Source organism: Amycolatopsis sp. ATCC 39116 (assembly GCF_000231075.2).
GTDB classification, from domain to species: domain Bacteria; phylum Actinomycetota; class Actinomycetes; order Mycobacteriales; family Pseudonocardiaceae; genus Amycolatopsis_E; species Amycolatopsis_E tucumanensis.
Genome location: NZ_AFWY03000084.1, coordinates 1 through 19582, shown reverse-complemented (window position 1 = coordinate 19582; position 19582 = coordinate 1). Strand labels below are relative to the sequence as shown.

At 73.4% G+C, this 19582-nt stretch carries 19 protein-coding genes; 7 read left to right on the top strand and 12 right to left on the bottom strand.

The genetic code is table 11. The features are described 5' to 3' along the window. Positions 1-22: 22 nt before the first annotated feature. Together AMY39116_RS0340220 and AMY39116_RS0340215 are read right to left on the bottom strand one after the other, a co-directional pair. Positions 23-1675: an amidohydrolase gene (locus AMY39116_RS0340220; protein WP_020423245.1), complete on the bottom strand. Its 1653-nt coding sequence runs from the start codon at positions 1673-1675 to the stop codon at positions 23-25. An 89-nt stretch (positions 1676-1764) separates the two neighbouring features. Continuing rightward, a complete protein-coding gene (locus AMY39116_RS0340215) occupies positions 1765-2223 on the bottom strand; it encodes a MarR family winged helix-turn-helix transcriptional regulator (protein ID WP_020423244.1) in 459 nt (152 codons plus the stop codon). 160 nt (positions 2224-2383) lie between these two features. Here AMY39116_RS0340215 and AMY39116_RS0340210 point away from each other — a divergent pair, with 160 nt between their 5' ends. Next, positions 2384-3346, top strand: a complete 963-nt coding sequence (locus AMY39116_RS0340210; RefSeq protein WP_020423243.1) for an alpha/beta hydrolase — start codon at positions 2384-2386, stop codon at positions 3344-3346. A gap of 21 nt (positions 3347-3367) precedes the next feature. Then, positions 3368-3823: a Dps family protein gene (locus tag AMY39116_RS0340205; protein ID WP_020423242.1), complete on the top strand. Its 456-nt coding sequence runs from the start codon at positions 3368-3370 to the stop codon at positions 3821-3823. A gap of 46 nt (positions 3824-3869) precedes the next feature. On the opposite strand, the gene AMY39116_RS0340200 is transcribed toward AMY39116_RS0340205, so the two are convergent. Together AMY39116_RS0340200 and AMY39116_RS0340195 are read right to left on the bottom strand one after the other, a co-directional pair. After that, entirely contained in the window at positions 3870-4622 is a 753-nt protein-coding gene (locus AMY39116_RS0340200; RefSeq protein ID WP_020423241.1) for a dienelactone hydrolase family protein, read from the bottom strand. Between the two features lie 151 nt (positions 4623-4773). Beyond that, on the bottom strand, positions 4774-5247 hold the full coding sequence (locus AMY39116_RS0340195; protein ID WP_020423240.1) for a MarR family winged helix-turn-helix transcriptional regulator: 474 nt from the start codon (positions 5245-5247) through the stop codon (positions 4774-4776). Between the two features lie 71 nt (positions 5248-5318). Here AMY39116_RS0340195 and AMY39116_RS0340190 point away from each other — a divergent pair, with 71 nt between their 5' ends. Continuing rightward, positions 5319-5714: a DUF5313 family protein gene (locus AMY39116_RS0340190; RefSeq protein ID WP_039792105.1), complete on the top strand. Its 396-nt coding sequence runs from the start codon at positions 5319-5321 to the stop codon at positions 5712-5714. On the opposite strand, the gene AMY39116_RS0340185 is transcribed toward AMY39116_RS0340190, so the two are convergent. Genes AMY39116_RS0340185 through AMY39116_RS0340160 form a run of 6 tightly spaced genes read right to left on the bottom strand, consistent with a single transcriptional unit; the run spans position 5696 to position 13056 of the window. Further along, entirely contained in the window at positions 5696-6445 is a 750-nt protein-coding gene (locus AMY39116_RS0340185) for a S9 family peptidase (RefSeq protein ID WP_020423238.1), read from the bottom strand. The two genes, AMY39116_RS0340190 and AMY39116_RS0340185, sit on opposite strands and share 19 nt — an antisense overlap. Then, positions 6442-7719 (bottom strand): hypothetical protein, encoded by a 1278-nt coding sequence (locus AMY39116_RS0340180; RefSeq protein ID WP_020423237.1) that lies wholly within the window; start codon positions 7717-7719, stop codon positions 6442-6444. Before AMY39116_RS0340180 ends, AMY39116_RS0340185 begins: the two co-directional genes overlap by 4 nt. Before the next feature lie 2 nt (positions 7720-7721). Then, positions 7722-8279 (bottom strand): hypothetical protein, encoded by a 558-nt coding sequence (locus AMY39116_RS0340175; RefSeq protein ID WP_020423236.1) that lies wholly within the window; start codon positions 8277-8279, stop codon positions 7722-7724. Beyond that, complete coding sequence (locus AMY39116_RS0340170; protein ID WP_020423235.1) at positions 8276-10414, bottom strand: hydantoinase/oxoprolinase family protein; 2139 nt, start codon at positions 10412-10414, stop codon at positions 8276-8278. Before AMY39116_RS0340170 ends, AMY39116_RS0340175 begins: the two co-directional genes overlap by 4 nt. A 25-nt stretch (positions 10415-10439) precedes the next feature. Then, positions 10440-12062 carry an FAD-dependent oxidoreductase gene (locus AMY39116_RS0340165; RefSeq protein WP_020423234.1) on the bottom strand — a complete coding sequence of 541 codons (1623 nt, stop codon included), beginning with the start codon at positions 12060-12062 and terminating at the stop codon, positions 10440-10442. Beyond that, entirely contained in the window at positions 12055-13056 is a 1002-nt protein-coding gene (locus AMY39116_RS0340160; RefSeq protein WP_020423233.1) for a substrate-binding domain-containing protein, read from the bottom strand. The genes AMY39116_RS0340165 and AMY39116_RS0340160 overlap by 8 nt, the downstream gene beginning before the upstream one ends. Positions 13057-13253: 197 nt before the next feature. Between AMY39116_RS0340160 and AMY39116_RS0340155 the strand changes: the two genes are divergently transcribed. Further along, positions 13254-14243 carry a hypothetical protein gene (locus AMY39116_RS0340155; protein ID WP_020423232.1) on the top strand — a complete coding sequence of 330 codons (990 nt, stop codon included), beginning with the start codon at positions 13254-13256 and terminating at the stop codon, positions 14241-14243. On the opposite strand, the gene AMY39116_RS0340150 is transcribed toward AMY39116_RS0340155, so the two are convergent. After that, positions 14240-14836, bottom strand: a complete 597-nt coding sequence (locus AMY39116_RS0340150; protein ID WP_020423231.1) for an HdeD family acid-resistance protein — start codon at positions 14834-14836, stop codon at positions 14240-14242. The genes AMY39116_RS0340155 and AMY39116_RS0340150 overlap by 4 nt on opposite strands. Positions 14837-15135: 299 nt before the next feature. On the opposite strand from AMY39116_RS0340150, the gene AMY39116_RS0340145 reads away from it, so the two are divergent. Continuing rightward, positions 15136-16140 carry a glycoside hydrolase family 43 protein gene (locus tag AMY39116_RS0340145; protein ID WP_020423230.1) on the top strand — a complete coding sequence of 335 codons (1005 nt, stop codon included), beginning with the start codon at positions 15136-15138 and terminating at the stop codon, positions 16138-16140. Here the strand turns inward: AMY39116_RS0340145 and AMY39116_RS0340140 are convergent. Next, on the bottom strand, positions 16137-17078 hold the full coding sequence (locus AMY39116_RS0340140; protein ID WP_020423229.1) for an oxaloacetate decarboxylase: 942 nt from the start codon (positions 17076-17078) through the stop codon (positions 16137-16139). The two genes, AMY39116_RS0340145 and AMY39116_RS0340140, sit on opposite strands and share 4 nt — an antisense overlap. A 99-nt stretch (positions 17079-17177) precedes the next feature. On the opposite strand from AMY39116_RS0340140, the gene crtI reads away from it, so the two are divergent. Further along, on the top strand, positions 17178-18677 hold the full coding sequence (gene crtI / locus AMY39116_RS0340135) for a phytoene desaturase family protein (protein ID WP_020423228.1): 1500 nt from the start codon (positions 17178-17180) through the stop codon (positions 18675-18677). Next, positions 18674-19582 (top strand): phytoene/squalene synthase family protein (locus AMY39116_RS0340130; RefSeq protein ID WP_020423227.1); only part of this gene is annotated, 909 nt, incomplete at its 3' end. The genes crtI and AMY39116_RS0340130, both read left to right, overlap by 4 nt.

Below are 19582 nucleotides of genomic sequence, written 5' to 3'. Positions count from 1 at the left end.
CCCGCCGCCCTGAAGGGGTGAGTCAGACCGGCACCGGCCCGTCCGCCCGCAGCCCCTCGACACCGTGCACGCAGCGGCCACCGACAAACGTCGCCAGCACACCGATCTCGCTGATCCGCTCGCTCGGCACCGCGGTCGGATCGTCATCGAGCAGCACCATGTCCGCACGCAGCCCCGCGGCGAGCCGGCCGCGTTCGTGTTCCTGGTGCGAAGCCCACGCCGGGTGCGCGGTGTAGGCCCGCAGCGCCTCTTCCGCGCCGACCCGCTCGTCCGGGCTCAGCACGACCCCGGCGCTGGTCGTCCGCTCGATCATCGACCGCAGGCCGGCCAGCGGCGCGCCGACGCCGACGCACGGCCGGTCGGAGCTGCCCGGCACCCGCAGCCCGGCGTCCACGAAGGACTTCTGCCGGTACAGCCACGGCACCCGCGCCTCGCCCAGCGCCTCGGCCATCGTGTCGCCGATCTCGTACAGGAACCGGGCCTGCGGCACCGGGACCACCCCGAGCGCGACCAGCCGCGGCAGCTGGTCCGGCCGCACCATCGCGGCGTGCTCGATGCGGTGCCGCACGTCCGGGCGCGGCAGCACCCGCTGCGCCTCCTCGAACGCGTCCAGCGTCAGGTCGATGGCGCGGTCGCCGATCGCGTGCGCGGCCACCCGCCACCCGCTGCGGTGCGCGGCGACGATGGTGTCCCGCAGCACCTTCGGATCGTCCTGCAGCACGCCGAGCCCGCCGTGCGAGCAGAACGGCTCGGTCAGGGCGGCGGTCCGGCTGCTCAGCGCGCCGTCGGTGAAGATCTTCATCGGGCCCAGGCGCAGGAACTCGTCGCCGAACCCGCTGCGCAGCCCCAGGTCGACGCCGATCGTGCCGGTGTCGGCCGGGTTGCCGCCGAGCGGGTGCAGCACCTCGCTGGCCGGCATCAGCTCCACCCGCAGCGGCAGCGCCCCGCGTTCGCGCGCCAGGTGGTAGGCCGTCGCCTCGGCCGGGCTGTGCCCGATCCAGCCGCCGCCGATCCCGGCCTCGGTCACCGCGGTGAGCCCCTCGCTGACGTAGACCTTCGCGGCGCGCTCGATCGCCGCGGCCAGCTCCTCCACCGGGTAGGGCTTGACCAGTGCGTCCACCAGCTGCTGGGCCTGCTCGGCGAGCAGCCCGGTCGGCGCGCCGTCGTCGTCGCGGGCCACGACCCCGCCCTCGGGCACGCGCGCCGAGCCGTCGAGCACCCCGGCCTGGGCGAGGATCGCCGAGCTCACCGTGCACATGTGCGCCGACCGGTGTTTGAGCCACACCGCGCGGCCGCCGCCGGCGCGGTCCAGCGCGGCGCGGTCGGGGTGACCGCCCAGCACGAAGTCGTCGTACTTCGAACCGATCACCCACGCGTCCGACGGCAGTTCGGCGGCCCGCGCGGCGACCGTGTCGTACAGCTCGTCCAGCGTGCGGCAGCCGGACAGGTCGATCTCGGCCAGCGACAGGCCGTACCAGACCATGTGGTTGTGGGCGTCGGCGAAACCGGGGGTGAGAACCGCGCCGCCGCCGTCGACCACGGTGCGGGCGGCCAGGCCCTCGACCTCCTCGTCGAGGCCGACGATCCGCCCGTGCAGCACGCCCACGGTGTGCGCGCGGGGACGCTCGTCGGACACGGTCAGCGCACGGACGTTGCGCACCAGCAGGTCGAGCACGTGGAATCCTCTCGGTCGGGGGCCCTTCCCCGCAGACTAGGGGTCCGGGCGGCCCGGCCGCACGCACCAAGGCCGCGCGGTATAGGTCGTTATACGCCCGGCCGGGACTCGCGGTAGGCGTTGACCGACTCGGTGAGCCCGCGCAGCGTCGCCCGCAGCTCCTCCAGCTCGTCCACGGGCAGGCCCATCGCGTCGCCGATCACGCCCGGCAGCGGCACGGCTTTCGACCGCAGCCCGTCGCCTTTGTCCGTGAGCCGGATGCACACCGAGCGCTCGTCGTCCGCGCGGCGTTCCCGGCGGACGAACTCCAGCTTCTCCAGTCTCTTGAGCAGCGGCGACAGCGTGCCCGAGTCCAGCGACAGCGCCTGCCCGAGGTCCTTGACGGACAGCTCGCCGTGCTCCCACAGCGCCAGCATCACCAGGTACTGCGGGTAGGTCAGGCCGAGCTCGTCGAGCAGCGGCCGGTAGAGCGAGGTGACCGCGCGGGACGCGGCGTACAGCGCGAAGCAGACCTGATCGTCGAGCCGCGGTGCGGCCGGTTCGGCCATGACTCCTCCTTGGTCAGCATTCGATCATCCCCCATCCGGCGGTCGCGCGCCATCCAGGGGTGACACATCCCATAGTAGGCAATTAAGTTGTGCACAAGATGGTTTGATGCAACAGACCGACCGGGAGCGACCCGGTCCCCGAAGCCTCAGGGAGACAGCGATGACCGCCAACCCGCACAACCTGGCCCTGGAACCCGCCGCGCAGGCCTTCGCCGAGGCGACGGACAACCCGCCATACCTGTTCCAGCTCCCGCCGGAGGAGGGCCGCAAGGCCGTCGACGAGGTGCAGTCCTCGGAGATCGCCAAGCCCGAGGCCGACATCGAGGACCTCACCATCGAGGGCGGGCCGACCGGCCAGGTGAAGGTGCGCATCGTGCGCCCCGCCGGCGCCACCGGCACGCTGCCCGTCGTCCTCTACATCCACGGCGCGGGCTGGGTGTTCGGCAACGCGCACACCCACGACCGGCTGATCCGCGAACTCGCCGCCGGCACCGGCGCGGCCGTCGTCTTCCCGGACTACGACCGCTCCCCCGAGGCGCGCTACCCGGTCGCGCTCGAGCAGAGCTACGCCACCGCGCGGTGGATCGTCGCCGAGGGCGCGAAGCACGGCCTCGACGCGAACCGCCTGGCGATCGCAGGCGACTCGGTGGGCGGGAACATGACCGCGGCCGTGACGATCCTCGCCAAGCAGCGCGGCGACGTGACCTTCCGCCAGCAGGTGCTGTTCTACCCGGTCACCGACGCGAGCTTCGACACCGGCTCCTACCGGCAGTTCGCCACCGGCTACTTCCTCGCCCTCGAGGGCATGAAGTGGTTCTGGGACCAGTACACCACCGACCCGGCGCAGCGCGCCGAGATCACCGCCTCGCCGCTGCGCGCGAGCCTGGACGAGCTGGCCGGGCTGCCGCCGGCGCTGGTGATCACCGCCGAGGCCGACGTGCTCCGCGACGAGGGCGAGGCTTACGCGAACAAGCTGCGCCAGGCCGGCGTCCCCGTCACCGCCGTGCGTTACCAGGGCATCATCCACGACTTCGTGATGCTCAACGCGCTGCGTGAGACCAAAGCCGCCGAAGCCGCCATCAACCAGGCGGTCGCGGTGCTGAAGAAGGCTCTGCAGGACTGAATTCCCGAAGGAGGGACCGAAGTGATCCTCGACGAGGTGGCCACCAAGACCGTCGCCACCGCACTCCAGCGGACGCTGACCGATCTGATCGACCTGGGCCTGCTGGCCAAGCAGGCGCACTGGAACGTCACCGGCCCGCACTTCCGCGCCGTCCACCTGCACTTGGACGAGCTGGTCGCCACCACCCGCGAGCACGCCGACAGCGTCGCCGAGCGACTGGCCGCGCTCGGGGTCTCGCCGGACGGCCGCGCGAGCACCGTCGCCGCCGAGTCCACGCTGCCCGGCCTGCCCGCCGGACCGCTGGCCGACCGGGCCGTGGTCGAGGCCGTGACCGGCATCCTGGCCGCCACGATCAGCGGCCTGCGCGCCGGGATCGAGGCCACCGGCGAGCCCGACCCGGTCAGCCAGGACCTCCTCATCGGCATCACCGCCGACCTGGAGAAGCAGCACTGGATTTTCCAGGCCCAAACACGCTGACCACCGACGGCGCCGGCCGGGTTCGCCCCGGCCGGCGCCGGTCGCGTCAGGCACGCAGGTGCCGGGCCAGGAACCCGTCGTCGACGCCGGTCCAGCGGATCGTGCGGTGGTCGCCCGGGTTGGCGTGCAACGTCTTCTCCGGTGAGGCGAAGGCGTCGAACAACGCGAGCGCGGAGTCGCGGCTGACGTGCTCGTCGTCCCACGGCAGCAGGAACTGGACCGGCACGGTGATCCGTCGGGCCGCCGCGATCAGCGCGTCGTAGGCGAAGAACCCGCCGCCGAAGATGGCCGCGGTGATCCGGGGGTCGGCCGCCGTCAGCGGCACCCCGATCGCGGTGCCGAGCGTGATCCCGCCGCCGTAGCCGACGGGCGAGTCGGCGAACTCCGGCAGCGCGCGCAGCGCGTCCAGAGTGGCCTGCCATTCCGGCACGGCGCGTTCCACCAGCGAGGCGGTGTAGCGGACGCCGGCGGACTCGAACCCCGGCTTGTCACCGGAGTCCAAAGCCTGCCGGAGCGCGGCGCGGGCCCGCTCGTCGTCCGCGGTGCGCGGGCGGTCGCCGTGCCCGGGCGCGTCGATGGCGGCCACGTGGAAGCCCCAGGTGGTCACGGCGTGACGGGCGCGCGCGGCGAGCGCGTGGGTCTTCTTGTGCAGGCCGCCGCCGTGCCCCATCAGCACCAGGGGCGCGTGATCGGGAGCGGACGGGGGCGACCACAGCACACCGGGAACCTCGCCGACGGTGAAGTCGCGCTCGACGACCTCGTCGCCGGAAGGTTCCGCGGTGAACCGGAAAGAATGCATGGGTTGACGCCTTTCGGGAGTGCTGCGGGAAAACAGGCGCTCCCGGCGATCCCTACGTCAACCGCCCAGCCGTGACGCCGAGGGGAGCACCCACGTGCGTGCCAGGTTCATGGGTCTCACCTCCTCGCGGTCCGTCACAGCAGCAGGCAGGTTAGCCGGTCTCGTCGCGCTCCGCACCGGCATTTCCGGTCGCGGCGATGACGCGGGCGAGCGCGGCGTGCAGCTGCTCCAGCTCCGCGACCTCCATGCCGAGCGTCTCCACGACCCGGTACGGGATCTTCTCCGCCTCCGCGCGCAGGCCCCGGCCGGACTCGGTCAGGTCGACCATCAGCGCCCGCTCGTCGGACCGGTTGCGTTCCCGCGTCAGGTAACCCAGCGCCTCCAGCCGCTTGAGCAGCGGCGAGAGCGTGGCCGGCTCCTGGCGCAGGGTCTCGGCCAGGTCCTTCACCGACCGGGGCGCGCGGTCCCACAGCGCGAGCAGCACCAGGTACTGCGGGTGGGTGAGGCCGTAGGGCTTGAGCAGCGGCCGGTAGATCCCGATGACGCTGCGGGAGGCCACGGACAGGGCGAAGCACACCTGCCGGTCCAGCGCCAGCGGGTTCTCGCCCAGGTCGATCGCGGTCATGTGGCCGAGCCTACTCCATCCGTGAGGGCACTGATAATTAATGCACTAACTTTTAGGGTACTGTGGGGCACGTGACCGAGCGCCGACGCCCCAATCCCCTCCAGTGGCTGTGGTACGCCCTCGGCGGCCGCCTGCCCGAGCAGCACCGCACCTGGGTCCTGCACGACGTCACCGCCAAGACCTGGCTGTGGCGGCACGCGGCGCGGGCCTCGGTGCTGCTCCTGCCGCTCATGCTGGTCTGGCTGCTGCTGCCCGGCCCGCTCACCCTGCGGCTGAGCCTGGTGCTCATGGCCGGGATCGTCGGGTTCTTCTACTCCCTCGTCTACGCCGAGGAGAGCGTCGAGAACCGGATCCGCAAGCACGGCTACCCCTACGGCACCGCCCGCAAGGTGCGTGCCGAGGCCAAGGAGGAGGCCGAGCGGGACGTCAAGGAGCGCTACATCGCGCGCTACCGCTCGCCGCAGTAGGACACCAGCCAGTCCACCGTCCGGTCGAGCACCTCCCCGGCCGCCTCGCGGAACCCGTGCCCGGCGCCGGCAATCGTGCACCAGCTCGTGTGGTCGCGCGCCAGCGCGGCATCCCGTGCCACCTCGTAGGGCACGTGCTCGTCGGCGTCGCCGTGCAGCACCAGCGCGGGCACCGTGCTCGCCAGGAACGCCGCACGCGGGTCGAGCCGGGCGAACTCCTCGAACAGCTCCGCGCCCAGCTCGAACCGGCCCTCGATGTCCAGGAAACCGTTCTCCCGCAACGACGACCGGTCGCCGTAGAGCAAGCGGCCCCGCGGCAGCGAGGGCTCCAGGAACGTCGCGCGCAGATCGAGCACCGGCTGCCACAGCACCAACCCGGACAACCGGTCGCCCAGTTCCGGCAACGACAGCGTGGTGCTCACCGCGCCGAAGCTGGACGCCACCACCGCGACCCCGCGGCCTCGTGCGGCCGCCCAGTCGACCGCCGCCCGCAGGTCCAGCCGCTCCCCCGCGATCGTCATGTCCCGGGGCCGGCCCGCGCTCGCGCCGTGCCCGCGGAACGAGAACCGCAGCACCTCGAAGCCGTGCCCGGTCAGCCGGTCCGCCAGCGCACCGAACAGCCCGTTCTCGGTCAGGTCGCCCGTGATCCCGTGCGCCAGCACCACCACCGGGCCGTCCCCGGGGTGCCGACGGGCGTCCAGTGTCAGCCCGTCGGCCGTCCGCAGCTTCACGGCAGGTACAGCACGGCGGTCAGGATCATCCCGCCCAGCGCGACCACCCACGTGTAGGGCAGGGTCGAGATCATCGCCCGCTCCGGCCGCACCCCGGCGTACTGCGCGCTCCACACCGTCTGCGTGCTCGTCGGGTCGGAGACGCTGAACACCTGGTTGTAGGAGGCCATCAGGCCGACCACCGCGGGCATCGGGTAGATCCCGCCGGACACCAGGACGCCGGCGACCCCGGCGCCGAGGCCGAACACGTTGAGCGGCCCGCGGAACAGGCACAGCGGCACCAGCACCGTGAACACCAACACGAACGCGACCGCGCCCGCCGGGCTGATCGCCGACACGATCGGCGTCAGCGCGGACTTCGCGCCGGGCAGCTTGACCGCGGCCAGCAGCATCCCGATCGCGATGAACAACACGATCGGCGGGGCGGCCACGTCGAACGCCTTGTAGAGCGAGCGCAGCGCCTGCCCGTTGAAGTTGCCCCACCGGGTCGTGGTCAGCAGCGCGAACACCACGCCCGCCAGCAGCGACGGCACGATCGGCACCTTCAGCCCGAGCGCGAGCACGATCGGCACCAGCGGGGTGAGCAGCGCGTACCAGGGCGCGTCGCCGCGGCGGACCCGCGCGCTCGGCCGGGCGGCCTTGACCGACCAGGTGTGCCGGGCGCCGCGGCGGCGGGTCTCGATCAGCACGTAGGCGATGCCGGCGGCCAGGGCCAGCGGGAACAGCTTGATCATGATCGAGCGCACGTCGGACACCGGCGCGCCGAGCGCGTCGGACAGGAACTGCCACACCGGCAGTTCCAGCGGCGAGCCCGCGGCGATGCCCATCAGCACCGTGCCGCCCGCCACCACCGGGGCGACGCCGACCGCGATCATCGCGGGGATGCCGACCACGCCGGCGAGCATCGCGGCCGGGGCGGACCCGGTGATGCTGCCGCACAGGATGGCCACGGCGAACACGCCGAGCGCCACCACCGAGGGCCGCTCGCCGCCGAACTCCACGATCTTGCGGACCAGCGTGGCAGCGATGCCGGTGTCGTCCATCAGCGCGCCCAGCCAGGACCCGAGCAGCACCGCGATCATCGTCGCGGCCAGCGCGGGCGCACCGTTCTGCAGGACGGTGGTGAGGATGCTGTTCTTGTCCCCGGTCAGGGGCGCGCCGGACAGCACGGCGATGCCCAGCGCGAGCAGCACGAGCGCGAACGCGGTCGGCAGCACGCGGGTGAGCATCAGGACCACGCCGGCGGCCATCAGGGCCAGGATCGCGATTCCCATGGTCAGTCTCCAGCTCGCAGGGAGGCGGCGAGTGCCGCGGTGAGGAGCAGCGGGCTCTTGCCCAGGCCGCTGCGGCGGTGGGCGAAGCGGTGCGCGACGAGCTCGTCGGCCCCGGCGACGTGGCCGGGCACGCGGAACCGCCCGAGCCGCATGGCGGTGTGCCCGAGGCGCCGGTTCAGTTCGCGCCCGGCGCCGTGGTGCAGCCGGTGGTGGACCAGCTCGTGCGCGACGGCCGCGGCGCGCAGGGCCTCGGCCGGCACGTCGGCGTCCCAGCCGTGGCGGACCGCGATCCGGCGCAGCAGGGCCAGCGAGTCGCGGTAGACGGTGACGACGCCGCGGCGCGCGTGGTACTCGGCCAGCAGAACTTCGCCGTCGCGGCGGCCGCCGACGGCTTCGGTCACGCGCACCGGCGGGTCCGGCTCGTCCCGGTCAGCCAGTTCGTCGCCGAAGGCCAGCGCCGTTTCGGCCCACCGGGCCAGCTGCTCCGCGGGCCGGTTCTCGTGCGTGGGGGTCTCGCGCAGCAGCCGGACGGCGAGCTCCACATCGGACTGCCCGGTCACGGCCGGTCCGCCACGACAGCCACCACCGGCTCCTCCGGCGCGCGGGTCTTCAGCTCGGCGCCGATCAGGGCCACCAGCTGATCGCGGTCGAGCACCCCGGACAGGTCGGCGATCTTCGGGCCGACCAGCAGCCACACCGCGGGCGCGCGGGACCCGCCGTCGCCGTAGCGGGTGTGCCGGTCGACCACCGTCGCGAGCCGGCCCGGCGCCTCGCCGACCGTCGTGCTCTCCACCAGCGCGCCCGCGCTGTGCAGGCGGATCACGCCCTCGCCGTCGACGACGCGGACGTGCTGCACCGGACGGCGGAACCGGCGGCGCGCCCGTGCGCCCCACACCCGGTGCTGGGGCGTGGCCGCGAGTTCGGTGACCTCGGCGGCCGGGACACCCATGCTGCGGGCCACTTCGGCCCGCACCGCGGTTTCGTCCACAGTGGCCGCCCGGTCCTTCGTGCGCAGCTCGGTGGCGCCGGTGGCGACCGCGCGGATCAGGTTGCGCCGCGGGTCGACCGTCACGTCCACCTCGACCCCGGCCGGGTCCGCGCCCTGCTCGATCACCGCCGCCTCGGCCGCGGCGCGGGTGGCGAGGATGTCGGCGTTGGACGGGCTGGGCACGATCCGCTCGACCGACTCGCGCACCAGCGCCAGCGCCGCGCCGAGCGGGCTGATCACCTCGCTGTGCGCGGCGAGCTTCCAGTCGTGGCCGGTGTCCCGCCCGAGGAACGGTGTCACCGCGGCCGCTCCCCCGCCCCCGCCGACGAGCGTGATGTGCTCCAGGCGGTAGGCACGCACCAGTTCGTCGACCACGGCCCGGACCGGTTTCACCGCCTGCCGCAGCACCGCGCGGGCGGCCTCCTCGACCGAGGTGCCGAGCGCGTGGGCGAGCGGCAGCAGCGCGAGCCGGGCGGTCTCGGCTTCGCTGCGGGCGTAGGCCCCGGACGGGACCGCGCCGAGGGCGTTGGCCGCGCACGTCAGGGTCAGCGCGTAGCGGGCGCCCGACGGGGACTCCAGGGCGACGTAGTCGGCCGGGTCGTCCGGGCGCGGCGCGATCGTGATCAGCTTGGCGCCGGCCAGGGCGGAGGCCGGGGCGAAGCAGGCGTAGGACAGGCCGGCGATGTGCGCGCTGCGCGGCCCGACGTCGGTGACCGCCCGGCCGGAGAACCGGACCAGCGAGCCGCCGCCGATGCCGACCGTGCGCACGTCGAGCGCGGGCAGGTAGGTCTCCCGGCCGCCGAGGTGCGCGTGCCCGACCTGGACCCGGCCGCGGCGCACCACGCTGATGTCGGTGGAGGTGCCGCCGGTCTCCAGGAAGATCCCCTCGGACAGCTTCTCCCCCATCAGCGCGCCCGCGACACCGGCGGCCGGCCCGGACAACGCGGTCAGCAGCGGACGGCGGCGCATCTCGGGCAGCGACATCACGCCGCCGTCGCCGCGCATCACCATCAGCGGCGCCGTGATGCCGGCGCGGGTGACGCTGCGCTCGACCAGGTCGGCGGTGGTGATCATGCGCGGCATGATGCCCGCGTTGAGCACCGCGGTGCGGGCGCGCTTGGCCAGCCCGTACAGCCCGGTGATCTCGTGGGTGGAGGTGCCGGGCAGGCCCTGCTCGTGCACGGCCGCCATCACCAGCCGCTCACCATCGGGATCGTCCACACTGAACGGTTCGACCGCCACGACCACCTCGGCGCCGTCCGCACGCAGGCTCGCGATCGCCTCCTTCACCGCGACCGGATCACCCGGATCACGCACGGCGGCGAACCGGACGGGCAGTTTGCGGCCCGGCGCGAGCTCCAGCCTGCCCAGCGCCCGCAGGCGTTTCGTGGCGAAGCCGTCGAAGCCGGAGCCGATCCCGGCGATGCCCACGGTCGCCACGTCGCCTTCGAGCAGCGCGTTGGTGGCCTGCGTGGTGCCGTGCGCCAGGAACGACACGTCACCGGCCCCGATTCCAGCACTGGCCTGCAGTTTCTCCAGCGCCTCGAGGATCCCGGCGGCGACTCCGTCGGCGTGGTCGTGGCTGGTGGGAACCTTGACCTGGGCGAGAAGGTCGAACGAGCGCGCGTCGACGGCGACCGCGTCGGTGAACGTGCCACCGACGTCGATGCCGATCCGGACACCAGCCCGGCGGGGATGTTGCGTCATTGCCACACCTCCTTGGTGTGAGGGGTCAGTAGCCGCGGACCTCGGGCCAGTGGCGTTCCACGCCGGACTGGTCGAGCAGCCGGGCGAACTCGTCGAACAGCTTCTCGTCGTCGCGGACCTGGTGCGGTTCCACTCCGCGGCGCAGCGCGAAACCGGCCAGGTGCCCGGCGACCTCGCCGACGTTCCACTCCACCGGGTGCAGCCGGTAGCAGCCGTTGGTGATGTGCGTCGTGCCGATGTTCTTCGCGGCCGGCACCAGGTTCCGCACCCGCCGCGGCAGCAGCGCCCCGAGCGGGATTTCGAACGGCACGCTGGCGACGTCGACGTAGTTGTCGCCGGAGGTCGAGGGGTGCAGGTCGATGCGGTAGCTGCCGATGCCGACCGAGTCGGCGTGCCGCTTGCGCCCGTGCGGGCCGAGGACGTCCAGCGAGACGTCCTGCTCGGTGACGGTGGTGACCGCCTTGATCCGCCGCGATTCCCGCACGTAGGCGGACTTCGCGAGGCCGTCCGCGGTGCCGGTCACGTCGCGCCGCAGCTTCAGCCCGGGGAAGCCGGTGCCGCCGTCCGCGCGGGGCGCCTCGGTCTGCAGCCAGTACAGCACCGACAACGACAGCTGCTTGGCCTCGTGGTGGGCGCGCGCGACGTCGTCGGGCCCGGTGTGGCCGTCGATCTCCAGCGCGGGCCGCAGCCAGTAGTCGTTGAGCGGCCAGTTGACCAGGGTGATGTCGGAGTCGAACGCGCCCGCGTCGTGCAGGCCGCGGGCCAGGATCCGGCGGAAGCCCCACAGCTCCTTGTCACCGGCGTCGGCGCTCTGGTCGGCGGTGATCGCGAGCGGGTCGCCGTCCGGGTTGGGCACGAAGGTGCGCTCGACCGGCTCCAGCGTGCGCGGGTCCGGCGCGAGGAACCCGAGCAGCGGGCCGGGCCAGAACTCCGGGGCGTAGGAGCGCCAGAAGTCGTACATCTCCGGCCGGTCGATCACGTGGTCCTGCCCGGCGTGGTGCGACAGCGCGAAGCAGTAGGTGATGCCCTGCAGGTTGGCCGGGTCGGCGTGCTCGGGAGCGTGCGGCTCGCCGTGCTCGTCACGCGACTCGGCGCCCACGACGAACTCGGTGCCGGTCATCGGCAGCAGGTCGCCGTTCTCGGTGGCGTCCAGGACGTAGCCGGCGCGGACGGTGGTGCGGGTGCCGTCCCGGCCCTCCAGCGTGACCGCGTCCACCCGGTCGCCGGTCGTCTCGGCCGCCACCGGGCGGTGTTCGAGCAGGACGGTGACGCGCCCGGCCGTGCGGTGCGGGGCGAGCATGGCCTCCAGCACCGCCAGCGCGACCCGCGGCTCGTGGCACAGCTTGCTGACCCGGCCGGCGCCGGGGTTGAGGTCGGTCAGGCGCGCGGCCTCCGCCCGCAGCGGGTAGTGGCGCCGGTAGTAGTCGCGGATGCCCTCGCGCAGGCGGCGGTAGGTCGCGGTCGAGCCGAACCGCTCGATCCACGGGTTCTCGTCCGGCGGCACGGCTTGCGCGGTGAGCTGGCCACCGAGCCAGTCGGTCTCCTCGGTGAGCACGACCCGGTGCCCGCCGCCCGCCGCGGCCAGCGCGGCGGCGACGCCGCCGAGTCCGCCGCCGACGACGAGGATTTCGGTGTCGAGTTCAGGCATGGTCCCTCTCCGGTGCGGGGCCGGCGGTCGTGCCGGCCACGGGCGGGCACCGCAGCAGCTGCTGCGGCGTGGTCTCGGTTTCGGTGATCAGGTCGACGAGCAGGCGCACGGCGCGCCGGCCCATCTCGCGGCGCGGGATGTCGAAGCCGCTGACCGGCTCGTCCCCCGGCGGGCGGCCGAGCACCGCCAGCGACAGATCGTCCGGTGTGGACAGTCCGGCGGCGTCGAGTGCCTGGCGCACCGCGGTGTAGGCGGCGCCGGTGTCGGTTTCCTCCACGACGATCGCCGTCACGCCGTCGGCGAGCCAGCCGCGGACCGTGTCAGTGGTCAGCGCGGGCCCGTCGAGGCGGACGATCCGCGCGTCCGACGCCGCCTGGCGGAGGCCGCGTTCGCGGTCGGCCGAGGAGGGCGCCTCGTCGGCTTCCCGCACGTACAGCAGGTTCCGGTGTCCCAGCCCGGCCAGCCGTGTGGCGACCTCGGCCGAGGCCGCGACGTAATCCGCGCCCACGTAGGGGATGCGGCCGCCGAGTTCCTCGCGCCGTCCGATGTAGACGAGCGGGAACCCGGAGTCGACCAGCTTCGCGATCGGCTCCTCGGGCACGTGCCGCCCGAAGAACAGGCAGCCGTCGGCGACGCGGGTGCGCCGGATCGCGGCCTCCCCGGACGCCTCGGCGCCGCTCAGCCCGGTGAACAGGATCAGGTCCTGGCCGAGCGCGGCAGCCTCCTCCTCGACCCCGACCAGGATCGGGTAGTAGGAGTCGGCCACCTCCATCGGGAACGTGGCGCGGAAGGTGTAGAGGCCGAGCATGTTCGAGCGCGCCGACGCCAGCCGGGTCGCGACCGGGTGCGGCACGTAGCCCAGGTTCTCCGCCACTTCGAGCACCCGGCGGCGCGTCGACTCGGCCATCCGGACCCCGGACCGGCCGCCGAGGACGACCGACACCGTGGCCTGCGAGACGCCGGCGATGCGGGCGATGTCGGCCTGCCGGGGCATGTCACGCCTGGACGGCACGGGGACCTCCTGCTGTTGCTAATGCGGATTAGCTGAGGCTCTGGCACGCGCAAAGCGGTGTCAAGGAACTTGTCCGAAACCGGACAAGGACGGGACTAATACGTATTAGCACCTTGACGCCACTCGAACGGGTCACGGACAGTCCCGTGTCGTCAACGCCGACGAAAGGGAGTCACCGAATGACCGAGCTCTCCCGCCGGGCCACGCTCAAGGTCGCTGCCGGGCTGGGCCTGGCGGCCTTCGCCGTCCCCGCCCTGCCCGCGCAGGCCGCCCCCGCGGGCTTCCCCGACTACCGGTTCCTGCGCACCGCGTTCGACAAGAGCGCGCTGAAGTACAACCCGACCGGTGAGCTGATCTTCCCGTGCATCCGCGGCACGGTCGGCCGGGTGCGCAACGCGCTGGGCCGCTACTACCTGTACTACGCGCCGCACGACGCGCCCGGCGGGATCTGCCTGGCGTACGCGGATTCGCTGGAAGGGCCGTTCACCGAGTACCCGGCCAACCCGATCGTGTCCAACGTGTGGGCGCCGCACTACTCGGTCAGCCACGTCTCGTCGCCGCACGTGATGTGGCACGCGCCGACGCAGGAGATGTGGCTGTACTTCCACGGCGAGAACACCACGACCCGTCTGGCGCGGTCGAGCGACGGCATCAACTTCACCTACGACAAGGTCGTGCTGTCGGCGTCGATGCTGCCCGCCGGCACCAGCGAGACGTCCTACGCGCGGGTGTTCGAGCACAGCCTGCCCGCGCTGGGCGCGAAGTACGTGATGGTCTTCATGATCAACAACCAGACGAACCGGCGCACGATCGGCTGGGGCTGGTCGGCCGACGGGCGGAACTGGGAGTTCGCGCAGGAGCCGCTGATCCGCCCGGAGGAGGTCGGGGCGCGCGACATCAGCGGGCCGTCGGTTCTGAAGCGCAACGGCAGCACCTACGTGGTGTACCACTGCAACATCGAGGCCGGCGGGTCGATGCTGATCACCGAGGTGGGCAACGACTTCAGCCTGCGACGGCACCTCGGCGTGTTCCACGCGCCGCTGCCCGGAGCCCCCGACAACGGCCGGTGCGCATCGGCGTCGTTCGGCACCGAAAACGGCGTGGAGTACATGTTCTACGAGGCGGGCGCCCGTTTGGAGGGCTCGATCGCGATCGCGCGAGCGGTCTAGGCGGCCATCGCCTGGTGGGCGCGGCGCAGCTGGAGGGCGAACCACAGGGCGCCGGCGCCGCGCAGCACCAGGGCGATTCCGAGCCAGATCGCGAGCGTGAGGATGGTCAGGCCGGGCCACACCAGGGCCACCACCCCGATCAGCAGGGTCACCACGCCGAGGCCGAGCCACAGGCCCCACATCGGCAGGCGCCGCCGCCACGCGAGTGACGCCGCGATCTGCCCGGCGCCCGCGACGACGAACCCGATCCCGACCACCACGGCGAGCGTGAGCAGCGTGATGCCCGGCCAGGCCAGCGCGATCACGCCGATCCCGATCCACACCACGCCGAGCAGGTAGAACGGCCACCGGGTGCGGTGCCGGTCGGCGGTGAGGATCTCGTCGAAGCCCTCGAACAGCAGGGCGATCGCGACGATCACGGCGAGCGTCCCCACCGCCACGGCCAGGTTCACCAGCAGCAGCACCCCCAGCACCGCGGTGGCGACCCCGAGCAGGGCGACCATCCACCACCGCCCGGTGACCCGCCGCAACTCACCGCCCGTCCCCTCGCCGAGCGTCACCCGGAACGCCCCGTAGGGCTGGTGCACGGCCATGACGGTTCCCCTTTCCGCACCCGGAACAGCCACCGTAGGCCCGCGGCGCACACCCCGCCACCGCGGAACTCACCCACGCGGCCCAGGGTCGAGGCTCCAGCAACCGCTCCGGCCGGCAGGCGAGCCGAACAGCTCGGCACCGCCATCCGGTGACCGTCCGCACCGGCGGCTCCACCGTCCTGGTCGGAGGGATCACCGGGCCCAGCGTCCGAGACTCCTCCGTCATCACCACACGCAGCACCGCGCGCGGCCCGAAGGGAGGAGATTAGTCCCTCCACCGCCCGGGTAACTCCTGCGCCGTGGACACGGCAGGCAAGATCACCAAGGCCCGCGAACCCGACGACCCGACCCGCCCGCGCCGGCGGCCCAGGACCGCGAGAGCGTTGACCTGCCTGGGAATCCTGCTCTCCTCGGCGCTGCTGCCGGGTGCCGTGGCGCAGGCCGCGCCCGCCCCGCGGGTGCTGCTGAACCAGGACTTCCCGGACCCCGACGTGCTCAAGATCGGCACCGACTACCACGCCTTCGCCACCGGCGGCCCGTCCGGCCGGATCCCCGTCGCCGTCGCCAAGGACGCCGACGGGCCGTGGCGCGTCACCGGCGACGCGCTGGCCGCCGATCCGTCCTGGGTGGACCCCAAGGGCGGCTACTGGGCGCCCGACGTGACCCGCCGCGCGGACGGCACCTTCCTCATGTACTACGCGGCGGTGTCCAAAACGGACCGGCACCGCTGCATCGGCACCGCGGTCGCGAACTCCGTGGCGGGCCCCTACCAGCCAGCCGGGGACGCGCCGCTGATCTGCGACCCTGGCGACAAGGGCGACATCGATCCGCAGACCTTCCAGACCCGCGACGGCACCCGCTACCTGCTCTACAAGGGCGAGCACCCCGGCGGCGGCGCCTCGGCGATCTTCGTGCAGAAGATGACCCAGGACGGCACCGCGCCCGACGGCCCGCGCACCGAGATCCTGCGCGCGGACCGCCCCGAGGAGAAGGGCATCGTCGAAGCGCCGGTGATCACCCAGCGCGGCGGCCAGTACGTGCTGTTCTACTCCGCCGACGACTACCGCAACGCCACCTACCAGACCCGCTACGCCACGGCGTCCTCGCTGACCGGCCCGTACACCAAGGCCGACCAGCCGCTGCTGACCACCGAGTCGGTCGGCCACGCCACCGAAGGCCCCGGCGGGGCGGACGTCGTCGGCGGGCGGATCTACTTCCACGGCTGGCTCAACGGCCAGCGCGCCGCACGCGGCTTCTTCGGCCTCAACCTGGAGTTCGTCAAGGGCGTGCCGCAGGTGTCCTAACCGGACTCCCCCGCGAACCGCGCCTCGAGATCGCTCACCTCGGGCAGCCCGACGAGGTCGGTGAACTCGCCGAACGACGGCAGTCCGGGCAGCGCGGCCGCGGGGGTCCCGTCCCGGCGCACGATGTCCAGCAGGGCGCGGACCCCCGCGGTCGCGGCGAGCAGCGTGCCGATCGGGTAGAGCACGAGCGAGAAGCCCAGCTCGCGGATCCGCTCCAGGGACAGCGGCGGGGTGCGGCCACCCTCCGCCCAGTTGAACACCAGCGGGGCGGCCCCGGACAGCTCCCGCGCGACGGTGGCGATGTCCTCCTCGCTGGTCGGGGCCTCCACGAACAGCAGGTCGGCACCGGCCTCGGCGTAGGCGCGGGCGCGCTCGATCGCGTCGGCGAGCCCGTGCACGGCGGCGGCGTCGGTGCGCGCGATCAGCACGAAGTCCGGGTCCCGGCGAGCCGCGACGGCCGCGCGCAGCTTGCCGGCCATCTCCTCCCGCGGGATGACGGCCTTGCCGCTCAGGTGCCCGCACTTCTTCGGGCTGACCTGGTCCTCCAGGTGGATGCCCGCCACCCCGGCCTGCTCGTAGGCCTGCACGGTGCGGACCACGTTGAGGGCGTTGCCGTAGCCGGTGTCGGCGTCGGCAATCACCGGGACGTCGACGGCCGACACGATCCGCCGCGCGTTGTCGATCATCTCCGTGCCGGTCAGCAGGCCGACGTCCGGCCGCCCGATCAGCGAGGCGGTGGTGCCGAACCCGGTCATGTAGACCACGTCGAACCCGGCCTGCTCGACCAGGCGCGCGGTGAGCGCGTCGTAGGCCCCGGGCGCCACCAGCGGCCCCGGCGCCGCCAGCAGCTCCCGCAACCGCTTCCTCGGCGCGGGCCCGCGGCCCAGCAGGTCTCCCACCACGTCCTCCTCGTACCCGGTCGCCCCGGCGTCCGTCACCTACGCTAGTCCGCAGGGCGGCAGGCTCACCGAGTGGACAACGGCGCAACGTTCGTGCAACGTTTTACCTGTCCGGGTAGTCGAGTGAGGGGTGGCTGGATGCGGACCGTGACGGGCCCGGCGGATCGGATCGTCGTGGTGGGGGCGGGGCTGTCCGGGCTGGCGGCGGCGCTGCACCTGGCCGGGCGGGGACGGCAGGTGACCGTCGTGGAGCGCGAGCCGGTGCCCGGCGGCCGGACGGGACGCCTGGACCTGGGCGGTTACCGCGTGGACACCGGCCCCACCGTGCTGACCATGCCCGACCTGGTCGACGAGACCCTCGCCGCGGTCGGCGACAGCGTCGCGAACCGGCTCGACCTCGTCCCGGTCACCCCCGCCTACCGCGCCCGCTTCGCCGACGGCAGCAGCCTCGACGTGCACAGCGATCCCGAGGCGATGACCGAAGCGGTGCGCGCGTTCGCCGGGCCGTCCGAAGCGGACGGGTACCGGCGGCTGCGCGAGTGGCTGACCCGGCTGTACCGGACCGAGTTCGACCGGTTCATCGCCGCCAACTTCGACTCCCCGCTCGCCCTGGTCACCCCGCACCTGGCCCGGCTGGTCGCGATGGGCGCCTTCGGGCCGCTGGACCGCAAGATCGGCCGCTTCCTCCGCGACGAGCGGCTGCGCCGGGTGTTCTCCTTCCAGTCGCTCTACGCCGGGCAGTCGCCCCAGCACGCCCTGGCCGTGTACGCGGTGATCGCCTACATGGACACCGTGGCCGGGGTGTTCTTCCCGCGCGGCGGCATGCGCGCGCTGCCCGACGCCCTGGCCGCGGCGGCCGCGGACGCCGGGGTGGAGTTCCGCTACGGCGCCGAGGTCACGGCGCTGCGGCGGTCCGGCTCCCGGGTGACCGCGGTGGAGACCACCGGCGGCAGCCTGCCCGCCGACGCGGTCGTGCTCACCACCGAACTGCCCGCCGCCTACGAGCTGCTCGGCCGGACCCCGCGACGGCCGGTGCCGCTGCGGCCCGCGCCGTCCGCGGTCGTCGTGCACGTCGGCACGCGGCGGCGGTGCGACACCGCGCACCACACCATCCTGTTCGGCGCGGCGTGGCGGCGGACGTTCCACGAGCTGATCCACGAAGGGCGGCTGATGAGCGATCCCTCCCTGCTGGTGACCCGTCCGACGGCCACCGACACCGCGCTCGCGCCGGACGGGCGCGACCTGCTCTACGTGCTGGCGCCCGCGCCGAACCTGCGGCGCGGCCCGGTGGACTGGGACCGCGTCGGGGACGCCTACGCCGACGAGGTCCTCGGCCACGTCGCCGAGCGGCTGCTGCCCGGGCTCGGCGACGGCATCGAGGCCAGGCACGTCGTCACCCCGGCCGACTGGGCGCGGCAGGGCATGCTGGCCGGCACGCCGTTCGCGCTGGCGCACACCGTCGCGCAGACCGGCCCGTTCCGGCCGCGCAACCTGGTGCGCGGCACCGGCAACGTGGTGCTCGCCGGCGGCAGCACCGCGCCCGGGGTGGGTGTGCCGACCGCGCTGGTGTCCGGGCGCCTCGCCGCCGACCGCATCACCGGCGCCCACGTGACCCGCCCACTGGTGGCGGCGCGATGACCGGGGCCCTGGACGCCGCCGGGATCACCGAACCGCGCCTGCGCGAGGCCTACGTCCGCTGCCGCCGCCTCAACGCCGAGCACGGCCGCACCTACTACCTCGCCACGCGCCTGCTGACCAAGGCGCAGCGCCCGGCCGTGCACGCGCTCTACGGGTTCGCCCGCTTCGCCGACGACATCGTCGACTCCGCTCCCCCTGGCAGCGATCCGGCCAGCCGCCTGGAAGCGCTTTCCGCGGAGCTGTTCGCCGGGCTGGACAGCGGCCGCAGCGACGACCCGGTTCTCGCGGCCGTGGTGGACACCGCGGGCCGCTACGGGATCCGCCGCGACCTGTTCACCGCGTTCCTCGACTCGATGCGGATGGACCTCACCGTCACCGGCTACGCCGACCGCGCCGCGCTGGACCGCTACGTGTACGGCTCGGCGGAGGTGATCGGCCTGCAGATGCTGCCCGTGCTGGGCACGGTCGGCGAGCCGGCGGAGGCCGCGCCCTACGCGGCGGCGCTGGGCAAGGCCTTCCAGCTGACCAACTTCCTGCGCGACGTCGCCGAGGACCTCGACCGCGGCCGCGTCTACCTGCCCGCCGACGAGCTCGCCGCGTTCGGCGTCGACCGGGACCTGCTGCTGTGGTGCCATCGCAACGGCCGCACCGACCCCAGGGTGCGCGAGGCGCTGGCCGCCCAGCACGCCACCACCCGCGAGATCTACGCCTACGCGCGCGACGGCATCGACCGGCTGCACCCGGTGTCCCGGCCGTGCATCGCGACCGCTCTGGTGCTGTACTCGGAGATCCTGGACCGGATCGAGGCGGCCGGGTTCGCGGTGTTCGCCCACCGGGCCCGGGTCGGCCGCGCCCGCCGGGCGCGGCTGGCGCTGTCCGGGCTGGCGCGGGCGATGTGGGCGCGG